Origin of the sequence: Bradyrhizobium sp. dw_411 (genome assembly GCF_018449695.1) — a bacterium.
In the GTDB taxonomy this organism is placed as follows: Bacteria; Pseudomonadota; Alphaproteobacteria; order Rhizobiales; family Xanthobacteraceae; genus Bradyrhizobium.
This window is the reverse complement of the sequence record NZ_JAAVUY010000010.1, coordinates 303877-321601: the sequence shown is the minus strand read 5'-3', so window position 1 is coordinate 321601 and position 17725 is coordinate 303877. Positions and strand designations below refer to the sequence as shown.

The 17725-nt window shown below is 61.6% G+C and carries 18 protein-coding genes; 9 read left to right on the top strand and 9 right to left on the bottom strand.

The window, feature by feature from the left end; translation table 11 throughout:
- Window positions 1-121: 121 nt before the first annotated feature.
- The gene (locus HB676_RS19510) at window positions 122-1021 is read right to left on the bottom strand and encodes a LysR family transcriptional regulator (RefSeq protein WP_213739547.1); all 900 of its coding nucleotides are present in this window, start codon (window positions 1019-1021) and stop codon (window positions 122-124) included.
- A gap of 142 nt (window positions 1022-1163) precedes the next feature.
- Here HB676_RS19510 and HB676_RS19505 point away from each other — a divergent pair, with 142 nt between their 5' ends.
- Window positions 1164-1793 carry a pyridoxamine 5'-phosphate oxidase family protein gene (locus HB676_RS19505; RefSeq protein ID WP_213739546.1) on the top strand — a complete coding sequence of 210 codons (630 nt, stop codon included), beginning with the start codon at window positions 1164-1166 and terminating at the stop codon, window positions 1791-1793.
- Between the two features lies 1 nt (window position 1794).
- Here the strand turns inward: HB676_RS19505 and HB676_RS19500 are convergent, their stop codons facing one another.
- Window positions 1795-2523 (bottom strand): glutathione S-transferase C-terminal domain-containing protein, encoded by a 729-nt coding sequence (locus HB676_RS19500; protein WP_213739545.1) that lies wholly within the window; start codon window positions 2521-2523, stop codon window positions 1795-1797.
- Window positions 2524-2752: 229 nt separating this feature from the next.
- On the opposite strand from HB676_RS19500, the gene HB676_RS19495 reads away from it, so the two are divergent.
- Complete coding sequence (locus tag HB676_RS19495; protein WP_213739544.1) at window positions 2753-3451, top strand: YafY family protein; 699 nt, start codon at window positions 2753-2755, stop codon at window positions 3449-3451.
- Window positions 3452-3499: 48 nt separating this feature from the next.
- Window positions 3500-3838, top strand: coding sequence for a YkgJ family cysteine cluster protein (locus HB676_RS19490; RefSeq protein ID WP_213739543.1), 339 nt, complete (start codon window positions 3500-3502; stop codon window positions 3836-3838).
- 88 nt (window positions 3839-3926) lie between these two features.
- On the opposite strand, the gene HB676_RS19485 is transcribed toward HB676_RS19490, so the two are convergent.
- Both HB676_RS19485 and HB676_RS19480 read right to left on the bottom strand, forming a co-directional pair.
- Entirely contained in the window at window positions 3927-4331 is a 405-nt protein-coding gene (locus HB676_RS19485) for a hypothetical protein (RefSeq protein WP_213739542.1), read from the bottom strand.
- Window positions 4332-4591: 260 nt separating this feature from the next.
- Window positions 4592-4948 (bottom strand): DUF3307 domain-containing protein, encoded by a 357-nt coding sequence (locus HB676_RS19480; protein ID WP_213739578.1) that lies wholly within the window; start codon window positions 4946-4948, stop codon window positions 4592-4594.
- 442 nt (window positions 4949-5390) lie between these two features.
- Between HB676_RS19480 and HB676_RS19475 the strand changes: the two genes are divergently transcribed.
- From HB676_RS19475 to HB676_RS19465, 3 genes are all read left to right on the top strand, one after another.
- A complete protein-coding gene (locus HB676_RS19475; protein WP_213739541.1) occupies window positions 5391-6782 on the top strand; it encodes a TAXI family TRAP transporter solute-binding subunit in 1392 nt (463 codons plus the stop codon).
- Between the two features lie 175 nt (window positions 6783-6957).
- On the top strand, window positions 6958-8055 hold the full coding sequence (locus HB676_RS19470; RefSeq protein ID WP_213739540.1) for a cyclic nucleotide-gated ion channel: 1098 nt from the start codon (window positions 6958-6960) through the stop codon (window positions 8053-8055).
- A 66-nt stretch (window positions 8056-8121) separates the two neighbouring features.
- On the top strand, window positions 8122-8907 hold the full coding sequence (locus tag HB676_RS19465) for an enoyl-CoA hydratase/isomerase family protein (RefSeq protein ID WP_213739538.1): 786 nt from the start codon (window positions 8122-8124) through the stop codon (window positions 8905-8907).
- Window positions 8908-9079: 172 nt separating this feature from the next.
- On the opposite strand, the gene HB676_RS19460 is transcribed toward HB676_RS19465, so the two are convergent.
- From HB676_RS19460 to HB676_RS19440, 5 genes are all read right to left on the bottom strand, one after another.
- Window positions 9080-9787, bottom strand: a complete 708-nt coding sequence (locus tag HB676_RS19460) for a nitroreductase (protein WP_213739536.1) — start codon at window positions 9785-9787, stop codon at window positions 9080-9082.
- A 17-nt stretch (window positions 9788-9804) separates the two neighbouring features.
- Complete coding sequence (locus tag HB676_RS19455; protein WP_213739534.1) at window positions 9805-11049, bottom strand: acyl-CoA dehydrogenase; 1245 nt, start codon at window positions 11047-11049, stop codon at window positions 9805-9807.
- 123 nt (window positions 11050-11172) lie between these two features.
- Entirely contained in the window at window positions 11173-12300 is a 1128-nt protein-coding gene (locus HB676_RS19450) for an acyl-CoA dehydrogenase family protein (RefSeq protein WP_213739533.1), read from the bottom strand.
- Window positions 12301-12530: 230 nt separating this feature from the next.
- Entirely contained in the window at window positions 12531-13289 is a 759-nt protein-coding gene (locus HB676_RS19445) for an SDR family NAD(P)-dependent oxidoreductase (RefSeq protein WP_213739531.1), read from the bottom strand.
- A gap of 75 nt (window positions 13290-13364) precedes the next feature.
- A complete protein-coding gene (locus HB676_RS19440) occupies window positions 13365-14042 on the bottom strand; it encodes a TetR family transcriptional regulator (protein WP_213739530.1) in 678 nt (225 codons plus the stop codon).
- A 156-nt stretch (window positions 14043-14198) separates the two neighbouring features.
- Here HB676_RS19440 and HB676_RS19435 point away from each other — a divergent pair, with 156 nt between their 5' ends.
- From HB676_RS19435 to mbfA, 3 genes are all read left to right on the top strand, one after another.
- Window positions 14199-15371: an acetyl-CoA C-acetyltransferase gene (locus tag HB676_RS19435; RefSeq protein WP_213739529.1), complete on the top strand. Its 1173-nt coding sequence runs from the start codon at window positions 14199-14201 to the stop codon at window positions 15369-15371.
- 121 nt (window positions 15372-15492) lie between these two features.
- Window positions 15493-16656, top strand: a complete 1164-nt coding sequence (locus tag HB676_RS19430) for an alpha/beta hydrolase (RefSeq protein WP_346347380.1) — start codon at window positions 15493-15495, stop codon at window positions 16654-16656.
- A 71-nt stretch (window positions 16657-16727) separates the two neighbouring features.
- Complete coding sequence (mbfA, locus tag HB676_RS19425) at window positions 16728-17699, top strand: iron exporter MbfA (RefSeq protein ID WP_213739527.1); 972 nt, start codon at window positions 16728-16730, stop codon at window positions 17697-17699.
- Window positions 17700-17725: the final 26 nt, after the last annotated feature.

Genomic DNA, 17725 nt, shown 5'->3' with positions numbered 1-17725 from the left:
TGACTCGGTCAGTCCGAGGACAACCTGTTGAGGCTCCACATCTAATCTTTTGTTTTACGCGTTTTCTTCACGCGAACCGGTATCCACTTCACTCGAAAACGCTCTAATGACGGCAACGGCTTTACGGCCCGCCGAAATGCCAGTCGCTGATTTGGGTCACGAGATCGATGAAGGTGCGCACCTTCGCCGATAACAGCCGCGATGTCGGATAGACGATGTGAATCGGCAGTGCCGGCTGCTCGAATTTTGCGAGCACGACTTTCAATCGGCCGGCCTTGATCGCGTCTGCCGCCTGATAGGCCAAGAGCCGCGTCAGGCCGCCGTCCTGCGCTGCGAAGTTAACCGCGGCGTCGGAACTGTTGGTGGTCAAGCGCGGCGTGGTCGCGATGTGAATCTCCTCGCCTTCCCTGACAAACAGCCAATCCGGCGCCGCCATCGTGGCGCCGAACCGGATCGTCTGATGCGAGGCGATGGCTTCCGGCGTATCGGGTTCACCGTGCGCCTTGAGATAGCCCGGCGAGGCGACCACGATCCGCCGCATCTCGCCGACATGGCGCGCCACCAGGCTGGAATCCGGCAAATGGCCGATTCGAACCGCGAGATCGACGCCGTCTTCCACCAGATTGACCACGCGATCCGACAGCCGCAGATCGCCGGACACTCCGGGATAAATCTTCAGATATTCCGACATGATCGGACTGACATGGAGACGCCCGAACCCGACCGGCGCCGAGACCACCAGCCGGCCGCCCGGCGTCGCCCGCTCGTCCTGCGCTGAATCTTCGGCTTCCTCGACATCACTGAGAATGCGGCGCGCGCGTTCCAGGTAGCGCGAACCGACATCGGTCAGCGCCACCGACCGCGTGGTCCGCTGCAGCAGCCGCGCGCCAAGATGCTCTTCCAGCGCGGCGATCAGCCGCGTTACCCCTGATGGCGACAGGCCAAGTTTGCGGGCCGCCGGCGCAAAACCCCGGAGGTCGGCCACCGCGACAAAAGCCTGCATAGCCTCGATGCGATCCATCGCATTATTTCATATATCGCAATGATGAAGTGTCAATCCGCCTGATTGTTCAATTTGCCAAAGAGACCATGTTTGAGGGGTGGAAATCGACTCTCAACACTATGAGGCGACTTCCCCGAGAGATTTGCGGAGGAGATTTACGATGTCGGACGTTCACACCTATCCGAGCGACGTGGCATTCACCCCGGCGGTGAAGGAAATCCAGACCCGGAAAGGCTCACGGCGTTCCTACGCGCATGTCGAGGAACATGGCGGCTGGCGCACCGAAATCGATGAAGACCTCGCGGCCTTCCTGGAGCAGACCAACAGCTTTTATTTCGCGACCGCCAACGCCGAAGGCCAGCCTTACATCCAGCATCGCGGCGGCCCGAAGGGTTTTGTCAAAATCCTGGACAAGACCACGCTGGCCTTCGCCGACTACGCCGGCAACAGGCAATACATCACGCAAGGTAACCTCTCGGAAAACCCGAAGGCGCATATCTTCGTGATGGACTACGCCCATCGCCACCGGGTGAAGATCTGGGGCGAGGCCCGGGTGGTCGATGACGATCCGGCGCTGATGAAATCGCTGATGCCGCAGGGCTACAAAGCGCGGCCCGAACAGGTGATCCTGTTCAAGGTCGTCGCATGGGACCTCAATTGTCCCCAGCACATCCCGCAGAAGTTCGACAGCGCTGACGTGGCGGCGGCGCTGGCGTCACGCGATGCGCGGATTGTTGAGTTGGAAGCGGAACTCGCCGCCTTGAAGGGCGAGTCCGCTCCGGCGCATTGAGTCAGGCGGCCTGCCGCACCGACGTCCAGGCGAAGTCCGGGTAATACTGCAGCATCATCCGGTCGACATAGGCCGAGAGATTGCGGAATTTCTCGGCTTCATCGCGCAAGGTCGACACGAAAAACGGCGTCAGGATTCCGGCCAGTGCGCCGAAGGCGGTCGCATCGGTGCCGCAGGGCTCATCGCCCATCAGATACGGCTTGTCCCCCAGTTGAACCGACAGCGCAAACAGCGAACGCAGCGCGAGGTCGATATCCTCGTCGGGCGCATGGCGGCCGAGGCCGCTCAACAGGTAATTCTCCGCGACCCGGAATTGCGCGTCCTCGCGCAGCTTTTCACGTAGATGCTCCGGCGCGCCATCGAAGAAGTGCGCGGGCCCCTTGGCAAAATTCTCAGGGTCCACCCAGCGTGCGCCGACCATGGCCCAATAAACATGATGTTCGATCATGCGCTCGAACGCCCAGGCCTGCGCACGCGCCTGCAGACTGAGGGGCGCGTCGAAATCGAAGCCATATTTGCCTTCGATATGCGCGCGAATGAAGGTCGAATCGGCGATGCTCTCCGCCTCGTCGACAATGTACGGCAATTGCCCCTTGGGCGAGGCCGGCGGCATCGCCTTTTCCTTGCGATAGGAAAGCCCGGCCATTTTCAGCTGGACTTCGGTCTTGGTCACAAAAGGGCTCTTTTCCGGCAGGCCGAAGCCCTGGCCGAAACCATACAAAGTGATCACGTGGGTGCTCCCGATTTCCCAAACAGGCGTTTCAGGCTAGCCAGTCCCTGCTGCCACCGTGGTGTCAGCAGCGGCGACATCGTGTTCCAGAAGTCGAGGCCGTAAAGAATCATCATGGACAAAGTCCTCTTGGTTGGAGTGTTGTCCCGTTATAGTTGCCGCCTGCTGCCAACATGCTGTCAGCAGTGACGAGGCTGCCCGTGAAAACAGACGCTTCAAGAGACCCCTCATGAGACGTGCCGACCGGTTGTTTCAGATCATCCAGGTGCTCCGCCGCACCCGGAAGCCGCTGACCGCGGATGCGATTGCCGCCGAGCTGGAGACGTCCAAGCGGACGATCTACCGCGACATCGCCACCCTGATCGGACAGCGCGTGCCGATCCGCGGCGAGGCCGGCATGGGCTATATTCTGGAGAAGGGATTCGACCTGCCGCCGCTGATGCTCACCCCCGACGAGATCGAAGCGGCGGTGCTCGGCGCGCAATGGGTGGCGGGACATGCCGACGCGGTGCTGGCAAGAGCCGCCGAAGATCTGATGGCCAAGATCGCCGACACCGTGCCCGACCGGCTGAGGCCGTTTGTGCTGGAGCCCGCCAGCCGCGCCCGGCCGGACTGGCGGCGGGAGCCCGACCGCATCGACATGGCGCGAACGCGCGCGCAAATTCACGAGGGCAAGAAAATCACGCTGCGCTACCGCGACGAACACGGTCGCGAGAGTGATCGCACGATCTGGCCGATCGCGATCGGCTATCACGAAGCGGTGCGGATTCTCGCGGCCTATTGCGAACTGCGCAAGGATTTCCGCAGTTTTCGAACCGACCGCGTGGTCGATGCCCAGCATCTCGATGAAAAATACCCCGAGCGGCGCGATCTGCTGAAAGCGCGCTGGCGCCGAAGCCTGGTCTGGGAACAACCGAGCGACGTTTGACGCAGGTTTGTGGTTTCCGCATTCGGGATCATGTTCTAAACGGGAGCGATGGAAATCAGCGATATCGCAGGGAGTACCGACAGCCCGTGCCAGGCCTGTGGCGCCTGCTGTGCTTATTCGGCCAACTGGCCCCGGTTCACCACCGAGGACGATTCGGCGCTCGATTTGATCCCGGAAAAATTCGTCAACGAACGACTGTCGGGCATGCGTTGCGACGGCGACCGGTGCTCGGCGCTATCGGGCAAGGTCGGCGAGGCGACGGCATGCACGATCTATACGGTACGGCCGGAAGTCTGCCGGACCTGCATGCCCGGCGATCCCGAATGCGCGATGGCAAGGAAACGGCACGGGCTGGCAGTGCCAGGGGTGATTCGGATTGTGGGTTAGGCGAAGCCGTAACCCACCGCGGTCGCGATAATCTCCGAGAGAAACGGTGGGTTACGCTTCGCTAACCCACCCTACGTGATCTCCAAGCCTATGCCGTGACGGCTTCGACGAGATCTTCGTCGAGTTCGTCGTCAACCGGCGAGAACGTGCTGAGCGGCTTGGTCGACAGCGTGATCGGCTTGCGATTGCCATAGGCCGACGACGTCGAAGAGCGCGTGGTCGGCGCTTCGCGCGACAGCGTATACAATGTGGAACCGACGCGTCCGCCCAGTTGGATCAGTTCGCGCTCGCTGCAGCTCGCGGCGATCGAGACCGCCAGCGAATGCAGGTGGCTTCGGCGATAACAGAACAGCGCCAGCATCGCCCGGACTTCGGAAGAGACGCTCTCCACCAACTGCGGCAAGCCGTTTTCGTTGGCGCGATACATCTCACCGAGCAATTCGTCTCGGACGGGGCAAAAATCGTTCTCGAAGGCTTCCCGGCTTGAAAACATTTGCAATATCTCCCAATGCGCAGGATGCATTGCAATTCTCTAACGAAGGGTTAACCAAGGGACCCGGTAGTCGTACGGGGAAGCTTGCGGGGAACTTGAACGAAACATCCGATTCGGCAGGTGCCGCGGTGATTCGGGCCCCCACCTCGATCCGATCGGCTTTACGCACCCGACGTCGAATCGAAGGCTGGGCCTGATCCCGATCGAACGGAACGTCGAGCCGCACCGGATGATCGTACTGGTGCGGAACGCGAATCAGATCAGCCGTTCGCCGCCATAAAGATCGACAGGCCGAATCCCGTGAGATGATGCAGCGCCTGATCGACCCCGATCAGCGTCCAGAACCATGGGTGCCCGGACTCCAGCGTCACGCCGAAGCTCGAGGCGCATAATCCCTTGGCGCGGTCGATGATGATGTGAATGACGAAATCGATCACCGCGACAAACCAGAATCGCGGCGCGATCGCCAGGATCAACGCCATCGCAACGGCCAGATGCACCAGACAATGCGCCAGCAGCGGCAGCGCCCATCCGGTCTTCTGATCCTTGCCGATCGCCATCCAGGAAGTCTGCAGCACAAAATCGCCGATGACGTGCTTGAAGGTCAGCAGCAGCATCCATCCGATCAGAAGGCCTACCGGAACCGACGACGACATGGGGGGAAACGACAAAGCTGACGCCCTCGGAAGACTGACTGGGAACGGCACGAGCAGGACAGGAGGCGTTGTGCGCCACTTCTTCTCAACCCGGGCAATTCGACCGGTATTGGTTATTTATGACATCTCCGGAAACAGAATGCACCTGCGTGGAACTCGAAAAGTGTGAAGTGTGGCCCAATGGCGCTACAACTCGGCTCGGCACAGGTTCTGCAGGGATTCAAGAGGCAACGGTTAGGCCGCAAAGGTAAGGTTACCGGCCCACCGGATTTGCAATCCGCGCGGGGCCGGATATCATCCGCAAATAGGAAAATTACTGTTCTTTTTTAGATATTTACGCTCTCGTTCGGGCGGCTCTCGGCGCCGGAATGACGACCAGGCGCCCGGAATACGGGTATGAGCCATGAGTGCTGAAGTCCCACCGCCGCCTTCGGCCCCGCACGCGCGCGTCGTTGTGAGCAACCGCCGGCAGATGCTGCTGTTTGCCGCACTGACCTTGCTTCTGACCGTTGCAACGGTGTGGGGCGGCCGCATCTGGCTGCGGAATTCCGAAACGCTGACCTTCGCGGTCGGAAATGCCAACGGCACCGAGGCCCGTTTCGCCACGAGGCTTACCGCCGTGCTCAAGAACACTTCTTCGCGGCTGCACCTCAAGATCGTGACCAACACCGACAATACCAAGGCTTTGGCGCAGTTCGATCGCAAGGACGCCGATCTCGCGGTGCTGCGCACCGACGCCAGGATCCCGCCCCGCGCCCGCGCGCTCACGATCCTCGAGCATGATGTGTTGTTGCTGATGAGTCCCGGCGGCAAGAAGATCGCTTCGCTCGCCGAACTGAAGAAAAAGAAGATCGCAGTGCTGGCCGACGGCGACAACAACGCCGCATTCGTTCGTCACATCCTCGACATTCCCGATGGCCCCGACGCCACCTCAAAAGTCCAGATGGCGCCGCCCAATTCGACACTCGACAAACTGTTCGCCGCGGGCGGCTATGGCGCAGTAATCGCCATCGCGCACGCCTCGGCGATCGTCAAGGACAAGACCTTCGAACAATATGCCAGGCGCGGCGCCTTTACCTTGAACGCGATCGACGAATCCAAGGTGCTGATCCGAAGAAATCCGGGCATCTCGGAAGAAACGCTGGCGACCGGGACATTGTCCTCCGCACCGCTGCTGCCCGATGACGATCTCGATACGGTCGGACTGGAGTGGCTTCTGGTTGCGCAATCCCGGATATCATCGAGTACAGCCGGAGAGCTCGCGCGCACGATCTATGAAAACAAGGCTGAACTCGCGCTGGACAACGGCTTCGCCTCCAAGATCGAACCGGCCGACGTCGACAAGAATGCTTTCATCGTCGCGCATCAGGGCGTCGCCGAATATATCAACGACACCGGCAAATCGTTCCTCGAGCGCTACAGCGATCTGTTGTACCTGGCCGTGGCTACACTCGGCATCATCGGTTCGATCTTTGCCGGGCTCTATACCAAGGTGACGCGGATTGCGCCGGAGAAGGCCAGCGAACTGGCAACCGCCATTCTCGACATCGGCGAGCGGACCGCCAGCGCCACCACACTGGATGCGATCGACAAACTGCAGGATGAACTCGAGACCATCTTGCGAGGTGCCGTGATCGGACTGCGCGATGGCACCATCTCCAGCGACGGACTGGATACGTTCAAGCTCGGCTATGAATTGGTGCGCGACGAGATCGGCATGCGACGCGAGAGCCTGAAACGGCACGCCGGCCATGACGACAATGTCGTGATCGTCAAGTCAGCGCAAAGCGCATAGGGGCGCAAGAGCACAGGGATGGCGTTCATGGCGTGTCTTGAAGGCCATTCCCGGTCCGGCGATAACGCAGTTTTCGGGCCGGCGTTGACGGCCTTGCCCAGCCCGGGCACTTTGCAGCGCGGTCATGCCCGGCATGGCCGATCAGAGTTCATCCATCGACAGGCATCGCCTTCCAATGACCAAGCCGTTTGAGCAATTTGTGGCCGAAACGACCGGCCGCAACCTGACCAAGGCGGCCTATATCGCGATTGCGACCGGCGTCGCGATGATGGTTCTGCTGACGGTCAATCCCGCCTATGAGGCCGCGCACCGCTGGGTCGATGCGCTGCTGTGGGCCTGCCTGGCTTATTTTGTGTTCGAATGGGTGGTCCGGCTTCGTCACGCCTTTGAGGCGCAACGTGGATGGATCTATGCGACATCCGGCCGTGGCCTGATCGATACCGCCGCTGCGATCGCGGTACCGCTGGCCATGATCCTTGGCGTAGAGCCCAGGACCGCCTGGCTGCTCTCTATCGCCTGGATGCTCAAGGTGATCCCGGGGATTCGCGGCTTGCGGCAATTGCGCCGGGTGCTGGTGGTGGAATCCGGGCCGCTCTTGAGCGTGCTGGTGATTTTCCTGATGGTGCTGTTCGTAGCCTCGGTGGCGGAGCATTTTCTGGAGCGCGATTATCAGCCGGCCGCCTTCGGCAGCGTGCCCGCGGCACTGTGGTGGGCGGTCGCGACCTTGACTACAACGGGTTATGGCGATGTCGTGCCGGTTACCCCGCTTGGCCGGATGGTGGCAGCCGCCGTGATGATCTGCGGCCTTGGTGTGTTCGGGCTCTGGACCGGTATCCTCGCGACCGGATTCGCCGCGGAAACCCGCCGCGACAATTTCCTCAGGACCTGGGAGTCGGTCAGCAAGGTGCCGTTCTTTGCGGCCCTCGGTCCGGCGGCGATCGCCGACGTCACCAATATGCTGCGCACTATAGACCTGCCAACGCGCACCATGATCATCCGCAAGGGGCAGACCGGCGACTGCATGTATTTCATCGCCTCCGGCGAGGTCGAGGTCGATCTGCCAGGAAAGAAAGTCGCGCTCGGCGAGGGCGCTTTTTTCGGCGAAATGGCACTGCTCGGCAGCAGTCTGCGCTCCGCCAATATCACCACCACGCGGGTATCGAGACTGTTGGTGCTCGATCTCGTGGACTTTCGCATGCTGATGGCACGGCATCCCGATCTGGTCGAAACCATCGACGCGGAAGCCCAGCGACGCGCGCTGGAAAATAAATAAGCATGATCCGGAAAAGTGGTAACCGGTTTTCCGAACAGATCATGCTCAAACCCAATGGAGAAAACCATGCCGGAAGCCGCGGAGACGGCGACGACGCCGCTGCTCGAAATCGATGGCGCCCGTGCCACCATCCGCCTCAACCGGCCGAAGCATCTCAATCGCCTGCAGCCCGATGACCTCGACGCGCTGCTGCGGCTGTTCGACCGGATCGAATCCGCTGCGGCCATCCGCGTGCTGGTGCTCACCGGCACCGGCCGTGCCTTCAGCGCCGGCTATGACCTCAATTCGATCACCGAGCGCGCCACCAGTACCGTCGAAGAGCAGAGCGCGGGATCGGCGTTCGAGATTGTCGTCAACCGGCTCGAAGATCTCGGCGTTCCCACCATCTGCCGGCTCAATGGCGGGGTCTATGGCGGCGCGACCGATCTGGCGCTAGCCTGCGATTTCCGCATTGGCGTCGATACATCCGAGATGTTCATGCCGGCGGCGCGGCTGGGCCTGCATTATTACACGAGCGGCATCCGGCGCTACGTGTCGCGGCTCGGCGCCGACAATGCCCGAAAGCTGTTTTTGACCGCGCAGAAAATCGGCGCCGCCGAGATGCTGCGGATCGGCTACCTTACTTCGATGGTGCCAGCCGAGGCGCTGGACGAGGAAGTCGACCGGCTGGCGGCGATTCTGGCCGGCAACGCGCCGGTCGCGATGCGCGGCATGAAACGCGCCATCAACGAATTCGCGCGCGGCGAACTCGATGAGGCCGCCGCCGATCAGCGCGCCCGCGACAGCATGCGCGGCGCGGAGATCAAGGAAGGCATCAAGGCGTTTGCGGAGAAGCGCCCGCCAAGGTTTTGACGGGGGAAGACTACTTTGACTGGGGAAGACTGCCCTCCGGCCTCATCCTGAGGAGCGGCCTCTTGGCCGCGTCTCGAAGGATGGATGCAACACGTGGACTCGTTGCCATCCTTCGAGACGCGCGTAAGAACGCGCTCCTCTGGATGAGGACAGAGCTAGACGCGCCCTCGCCCTATTCATCCACAAACGTCGCCGCTTCCGGAATCCCCGCGCGCGAGGTCCGATAACTGTTGATCTTGTGATCCCGGTCCGGAAAGCCGAACGAAATCCCGCACACCACCCGCCGGTCGTCGCCCAGCCCAAAATGACGCCGGATCAATCCTGATTGATGCGCCAGCGCCGCCTGCGGGATGGCGCCGAGACCCAGCGCCTGCGCGGCCAGCAGAAAATTACCGACATAGGCGCCGCAGTCGATCGCGCCATAAATGCCGAGCGCTTCGTCGCTGTGGATGATGGCGACGTGCGGTGCGCCGAAGAAATTGAAATTCTCCAGCGACTGCCTGGCATAGGCCGCCCTGTCGCCGCGCACGATGCCGAGCGTATTGTAGAGCTGGAAGCCGCTTTCGCGGCGGCGATCGAGATAGACCCCGCGATATTCGCGCGGAAACGAAAAGTCGCCATCGTCAGGCGCGCCGGAACTGGCCGCGGCGTAGATCGCTGCGCGAAAGCGCTCCTTCGCCGCCCCGCTCGCGATCACGACCTGCCACGGCTGGCTGTTGCACCACGACGCGGTGCGTTGCGCTGCCGTTAATATGCGCTCGATGGTCGAACGCGGCACCGGATCGGGCCGGTATGCGCGGCAAGAATAGCGTTCGCCCAGCAATTCCTCCAGCACGCCGACTCGCTCTTCAATGCTGAATCGGCTACCTGGAGTCTTCATAGCGTTCTCTGACATGTTCACCGGCCTTTGGTCGGTATCTTATTGAACGGCACGTCCTTGTCGACCCGGATATCGCCGGGCAATCCGAGCACGCGCTCGGCGATGATATTGCGCATGATCTCGTCAGTGCCGCCTTCGACGCGGGTTCCCGGTGCGCGCAGCAGCATCGCCTGGAATTTTCCGGCCGCCTCGGCGTCCCCAGGTCCGCTCAGCACGCCTGCCGCGCCCTGCAGATCCATCGCATAGGCGGCGATATCCTGGATCATCGAACCCGCAACGAGTTTGCCGATCGAATTTTCGGGGCCCGGACGCTCGCCTTTCGACAGCGCCGAGATCGCGCGCATGCTGGTATATTTCAGCCCGCTGGCGCGCACCGCCCACTGCGCCAGCTTCGAACGAACGTTACGATCATCGATCGCAAGCCCGTCTTCCAGCATCAGATTGCTGCAGAATTCAAACAGCTCCGGAAAGCCGGTCGCGACGCCCGCGCCGATCGACATCCGCTCGTTCATCAGCGTGGTCAGCGACACGTTCCAGCCGTCATTGACGGCGCCGAGCCGCTGCGCATCCGGAATTCTGACATCGGTGAAATACACCTCGTTGAAATCGGACTGGCCATTGGCCTGCTTGATCGGCTTGATTTCGACGCCTTTGCTCTTCATGTCCAGAAAGAACATGGTGAGCCCCTTGTGCTTGGGCGCCTCGGGATCGGTGCGAGTGAGAAGAATGCCGTAATCCGAATAATGCGCACCCGAAGTCCAGATTTTCTGGCCGTTGATGATCCAACCGTCGCCGCTCTTCTGCGCGCGTGTGCGCAGGCCCGCGACATCCGATCCACCGGCGGGTTCGGAAAACAACTGACACCAGATCTTTTCGCCCGAGGCCAGCGGCGGCAGATATTTCCGTTTCTGATCGTCGCCTGCGAACGCCATCATGGTCGGGCCGCACATGCCGTGGCCGATGATGAACACATAACTCAGCTTGCTGAACGCGCCCTCTTCCTGCTGCCAGATCACGCGCTCGATCGGCGTCGCTCCGCGCCCGCCATATTCCCGGGGCCAGTGCAGGCAGGCCCAACCGGCGTCGGCCTTCCTCTTCTGCCAGGCTTTTGCAACTTCCAGAAGGTTCGCGCCCTTGAGCTCGGTGCGGCCGAGTGAGGATTTTTTCAGTTCCTCTTCATATTGCTTTGGCGCGTTAGCTGCGATCCACGCTTTTGCTTCGGCACGGAACGCGGCTTCCTGCGGAGTATCATCGAAATTCATTTCTCGATCCCATACCTGTCTCGCGGTTTCGTAGGATGGGTTGAGCGCAGCGATACCCATCATGTAATGTCCGCGTTGCGATGGGTTTCGCTGCGCTCAACCCATCCTACGGTCGTCAAAAGCTCACGCCGCGTTGCGCTTGCGCATTTGATCGATCAGCGCGTCTTCCCAATAGGAAAGACTGCCGAGCCCCAAAGCGGTCGCGTTGGCGCGGCGGTAATACATGTGACAGTCGAACTCCCAGGTGAAACCCATGCCGCCATGGACCTGGATGTTGTTCTTGGCGCAATGCTGAAACGCCTGCGTCGCGCTGATGCGGGCCGCAGCGGCCGCCTCCGGCAGTTCCGAAGCATTGGTCGAGAGCGCCCAGGCGCCGTAATAGCAATTTGACCGCGCCAGCGTCGCCGAGACATACATGTCGGCGAGCATGTGCTTTACCGCCTGGAACGAACCGATCGGCCGCCCGAACGCGATGCGATCGAGCGCGTAATCGCGGCCCATTTCGAGCGCACGGTCGGCGCCGCCGACCTGCTCGAACGCCATCAGCACGGCGGCACGGTCCAGCACCTGCGAAATAACGCTCCAGCCTTCGCCAGCGGGCCCGAGCGGCTCGGCCTTGCAATTGCGGAAGGTGATTTCGGCCTGGCCGCGCGACGGATCGATGTTGGTCAGTGACTTGACCTCGACGCCTTCGGACTTCATGTCCACCAGAAACAGCGAAATATCCGTCTCGCGTCCGCTCGAGCCGGTTCGCGCCGCGACAACCGCGACGTCTGCGATGGCGCCGTCCGGCACCGGCTTCTTCACGCCGTTGAGGCTGCCGCCGGACGCCGCGAGCTTGATCGCCTGCGGCGAAGGATTGCCCTTGCCTTCGAACAGCGCCAGCGTGCCGATCGCGCCGCCCGAGGCCAGCAACGGAAGCCATTTCTGCTTTTGCGCGTCATCGCCCGCCATCAGGATGGCCTCCGCCGCCAGATAGACCGTGGAGGAAAACGGGACCGGCGCCAACGCGCGGCCCATCTCTTCGGCGATCACGCAGAGCTCGAGATGCCCGGCGCCTGCACCGCCGAATTCTTCCGGGATCGCGGCCCCGAGAAAGCCCATGCCGGCGAGGCCCTTCCAGAGCTTGCGATCATACGGCTGCTTGCCGTCGAGCACTTCTCGCACAGCCTTCGACGAGCAGTGCTCGGCGAGAAACTTTCGCGCCTCGTTGCGGAGTTGTTTTTGCTCGTCGGAGAAATCGAAATTCATGACGGGTGCCTTTGTCTATCGGCCAGCGTAGACGCGCTCCCGCGTCAGCGAACCCGATGTCAATTGCCGTGCCCTCTCCCCTTGTGGGAGAGGGCAGCACCGGCGTTAGCCGTAGATTCGGTTGGGTGAGGGGTTACTTTCCATCGATAGACCGTAACCCCTCACCCGTCTCGAATTCGCTGCGCTCATTCGAGCCACCCTCTCCCACAAGGGAGAGGGGAAAGAAAAATCTACCTTGGCGCCATGCGGATCGCGCCGTCGAGCCGGATGGTCTCGCCGTTGAGCATCGCGTTCTCCACGATGTGAACCGCGAGATTGCCGTATTCACTGGCATCGCCGAGCCGCGCTGGATGCGGCACCTGTGCGCCCAAACTGGTGCGCGCTTCTTCGCTCAGCCCCATCAATAGCGGCGTCAGAAAGAGACCCGGCGCAATCGTATTGACCCGGATCTTGTGCTGGGCGAGATCGCGCGCTGCCGGCAGTGTCAGTCCGACCACGCCGCCCTTCGAGGCCGAATAGGCGATCTGCCCGATCTGGCCCTCATAGGCGGCGACACTCGCGGTGTTGATGATGACGCCGCGCTCTTCGCCAATGGGGGCTTCGGTCAGCAAACGTTCCGAAAACAACCGCAGCACGTTGAAAGTACCGATCAGGTTGACATTGATGATGCGGGCGAACTTGGCCAGGGGATAGACGCCGTCCTTGCCGACGATGCGCTGCGAACCGCCAATCCCGGCGCAATTCATCAGCACGCGCGCGATGCCATGCGCCGCCTCGGCCTTCGCGATCGCGGCCTTGACGCCGTCCTCGTCGGTGACATCGGCCACAACGGCAACGCCTGTTACTTCGGCGGCGACCTTCTCGGCATTCTCCTTGCTCTGATCGAGCACGGCAATCTTCGCGCCCTTGGCAGCCATCGCGCGGGCGGTCGCAGCACCAAGACCGGACCCGCCGCCGGTGATGAGAACGGCAACATCCTTCAACTGCATGGTTCAAACCTTTCCCTGGGCGTTTCCTCTACCTTTTGTCTTTGTGTTCTTGTTATTCGTGGAGCCCCGCGATCGTCACCCCGAAGGCGCCGCCTTCTGCTCCGTATTCGCCGTCAGCAGGCCGCCGCAAATCAGCGCTTCCACGTGCCGGATATATTGGCGGCAGACTTCGTCAGTGACCGGCCCGACGCCGGTCGCGCGCGACATCGCTCGCCGTCCGAAAAACAGATGATCGCAGGCTCCGATTAGGCTGGTGTAGAACAGCACCGGATCGACCTTGCGGAATTCGCCGGCCTTGATGCCTTCCGCCAGCAGCCGGCGATGAAAATCCAAAAGCGGCGCGACAAAGAATTTGGAAACTTCGTCGGCGGCGGGCCCGTTGCTCTCGTGCAAGAGGTAGTGGATCAGCCGGTTCATATAGGGGAACTGATGATAGGCGCGGATGATGCCCGCGATGTGCAGTTTCAGTTTCGCGGTCGGCGTAATCGGTTGCGCCCAGAGATAATCGAGCTGCGCCATTTCGGTCGCGGCATCGCGCGCCAATAGCGCCAGCAACAGGCCATCTTTGTTGCCGAAATGATATTTCACCAGCGCGGCGTTAACGCCGGACTTCTGGGCAATGTCGCTCAGTGAAATCTCGACGCCAGCGCGCTCGATCATCAACTCGCTGGCCGCGACGAGTAATTTCTCGGCGGTGGTGCTTTTCGTCGGCGCGAGCCTGGCCGGCATGCCGGTATTCAATTGTGATCCCATAACTAACCTGAACGTCTGCCGGAGAAGAGACCCGCAGATAACCCGAGGAAACCGCCGCACTCAAGAGTTAATTGATTGATTGACTAAATCGTCCCGCGCCACTTAAATCCTGCCAACTTCAAACAAGCCGACCCATAACAATCAGGGAGACCGCCCATGGCCGAGGCCTATATCGTCGCTGCCGCCCGCACCGCCGGGGGCCGCAAGGGAGGCCGGCTCGCCGGCTGGCATCCGGCGGATCTCGCCGCCGCCGTGCTGGACTCTCTGGTAGAGCGTTCGGGTGCCGCCCCCGACCTGATCGAAGACGTGATCATGGGCTGCGTGATGCAGGCCGGCGAACAGTCCAACAACATCGCGCGCAACGCCATCATGGCCTCGAAACTGCCGGAGAGCGTGCCCGGCACCTCGATCGACCGCCAATGCGGCTCGTCGCAGCAGGCCCTGCACTTTGCGGCACAGGCGGTGATGTCGGGCACCATGGATATCGTGATCGCCGCCGGTGTCGAGGCGATGACGCGGGTACCGATGGGCCTGGCCTCGTCGCTACCGGCCAAGAACGGCTTTGGCCATTACAAGAGCCCGAACATCGAGAAGCGCTATCCCAATATCCAGTTCAGCCAGTTCACCGGCGCGGAGATGATGGCCGAGAAATACGGCCTCTCCAAAGACGAACTCGACGCTTACGCCTATGAGAGCCACCAGCGCGCCATTGCAGCGACCCAGGCCGGCAAGTTCAAGGACGAGATCATTCCGCTGCAGATCACCCGCGCCGATGGTTCGACCGATACCCATGCGATCGACGAAGGCATTCGTTTCGATGCAAGTCTTGAAGGCATCCGCAACGTCAAGCTGATCGCCGAGAACGGCAAGCTCACTGCCGCGAGCGCCAGCCAGATCTGCGACGGCGCCTCCGGGGTAATGGTCGTCAACGAAAAGGGCTTGAAATCGCTCGGCATCAAGCCGATGGCGCGGGTCCATCACATGACCATGATGGGCGGCGATCCCGTGATCATGCTGGACGCGCCGCTGCATGCCACCGAGCGCGCGCTGAAGAAGGCCGGCATGTCGATCGACGACATCGACCTGTTCGAAGTCAACGAAGCCTTTGCCTCGGTGCCCACTGCATGGCTGAAGACCACTGGCGCCGACCCGGCAAAGCTCAACGTCAATGGCGGCGCGATCGCGCTTGGCCATCCCCTCGGCGGCTCCGGCACCAAGCTGATGACCACGCTGATCAACGCGCTGAAGCAGCGCAACAAGCGCTACGGCCTGCAGACCATGTGCGAAGGCGGCGGCATGGCCAATGTGACGATCGTGGAGCGGCTGTAAGGTTGCGCATACCTCATCCTGAGGAGCGCGCCCTTGCGCGCGTCTCGAAGGATGAGCGATACGTAGCTTCATGGTTCGAGACGGCGCTTGCGCGCCTCCTCACCATGAGGAGACCCAGCCTGTGAACGAGAAAATTGCCCTCCCCGACATCCCGCTGCCTCCCGGCATCCGCTCCCGCTTCGTCGACGGCATCAACGGCCTGCGCATGCATGTGCTGGAAGCCGGGTTCGAAACCAGTGAACGGCCTTGCGTGCTGCTGCTGCACGGCTTTCCCGAACTGAGCTTCAGCTGGCGCAAGGTGATGCCTGCGCTGGCGGAGGCCGGCTATCACGTGATCGCCCCGGATCAGCGCGGCTACGGCCGCACCACCGGCTGGGACGGAAATTACGACGGCGATCTCCATTCGTTCCGGCTGCTCAATCTGGTGCGCGACGCGCTCGGTCTTGTCTCAGCCTTCGGCTATCGCAGCGTTGCCGCCGTGGTCGGGCATGATTTCGGCAGTTCGGTCGCCGCGTGGTGCGCGCTGGCGCGTCCCGATGTGTTTCGATCGGTCGTGCTGATGAGCGCCCCGTTCGCCGGGCCACCACCGATTCCGTTAAGTACCGCCGACAAGTCTTCAAAGCCGAAGCCGGAAGATCCCGTGCATCGCGACCTCGCGGCACTGCCGCGGCCCCGCAAGCATTATCAATGGTACTACTCGACCCGCGAGGCCGATGCGGATATGCACCGCGCGCCGCAAGGCGTACATGATTTCCTGCGCGCCTACTATCATCACAAGAGCGCCGACTGGAAAGCCAACAAGCCTTATCCGCTGCAGGGCTGGACCGCGACCGAACTGGCAAAGCTCCCGACCTATTATGTGATGGACCTGGCGCGCAACATGGCCGAGACCGTGGCTGCGGAAATGCCGTCGGCGGAAGTCATCGCCGCCAATACATGGCTGCCCGAACGCGAACTCGCGTTCTACAGCGCCGAATATGAACGCACTGGATTCCAGGGCGGGTTGCAATGGTATCGCTGCGGCACCTCGGGCGCGTTCACCGCCGAACTCGAAACCTTTTCTGGCCGCAGCATCGACGTGCCCTCTTGTTTCATCTCGGGCAAGCAGGACTGGGGCACTTACCAGCGCCCCGGCGTGTTCGAGACCATGCAGTCCACCGTCTGTACGCGCATGCTCGGCTGTCATCTGGTCGATGGCGCCGGCCATTGGGTGCAGCAGGAGCAACCCGCTGAAGTAAATCGGCTGTTGCTGGATTTTCTGCGCGCGGCGCGGGCCGCTGAATGATTTGACGTGCGCACGACGGCCGCTTATATACAATTTAGAATGATTCTAAACTGTATATAAGGGTGCCTGACGTGAAGAATTTCGCTGATTTGACCGAGCGCGAAGTGCTCGCGGTTGCGATCTCCTCGGAGGAGGAAGACAGCCGCATCTACATGAGTTTCGCAGAAGATCTCGCGGAGCGGTACCCGGAGTCAGCCAGGATATTCGAAGAGATGGCCGAGGAAGAAAGAGGCCATCGCCACCGGCTGCTGGAATTATACGAGCAGCGTTTCGGCAAACATCTGCCGCCGATCCGCCGCGACAATGTCCGGGGATTTTTGCGCCGCCGACCGATCTGGCTGACCAAGAATCTGTCGCTCGACACCATCCGCAAGGAAGTCGGGACGATGGAGTTCGAAGCCGAGCGATTCTACATCAAGGCCGCCGAGCAAGCCGAAGATGTCGGCGTCCGCCGGCTGCTCGGCGATCTCGCCGAGGCCGAAAAAGGCCATGAGACGATTGCGGCCAAGCTGACCGACAAGATTTTGTCGCCCGACGTGCGCGCCGAGGAAGACAAAACCCGCCGGCGGATTTTTGTTCTGCAATATGTCCAGCCGGGACTGGCCGGATTGATGGACGGATCGGTCTCGACACTGGCGCCATTGTTCGCTGCGGCCTTTGCGACCCATCAGAACTGGCAGACGTTTCTGGTCGGCCTCGCCGCCTCGATCGGCGCCGGTATCAGCATGGGATTCGCCGAGGCGCTGTCCGACGACGGATCGTTGACCGGCCGCGGTTCACCCTGGTTGCGCGGCGCCGCCAGCGGCGTGATGACAGCGATTGGCGGACTTGGTCACACCATGGCCTATCTGGTTCCGGATTCATGGGCCAACGCCTTCTGGATCGCGACCGCCATCGCCGGTGTCGTGGTGTTCTTTGAATTGTGGGCCATTGCCTATATTCGCGCGCGATACATGGACACGCCATTCCTGCAGGCGGTGTTTCAGGTCGTGCTGGGCGGCGTCATCGTGCTCGCGGTCGGCATTCTCATTGGGGCTGCGTAGCTTCCCGCGCAATACCGATCAGGCGC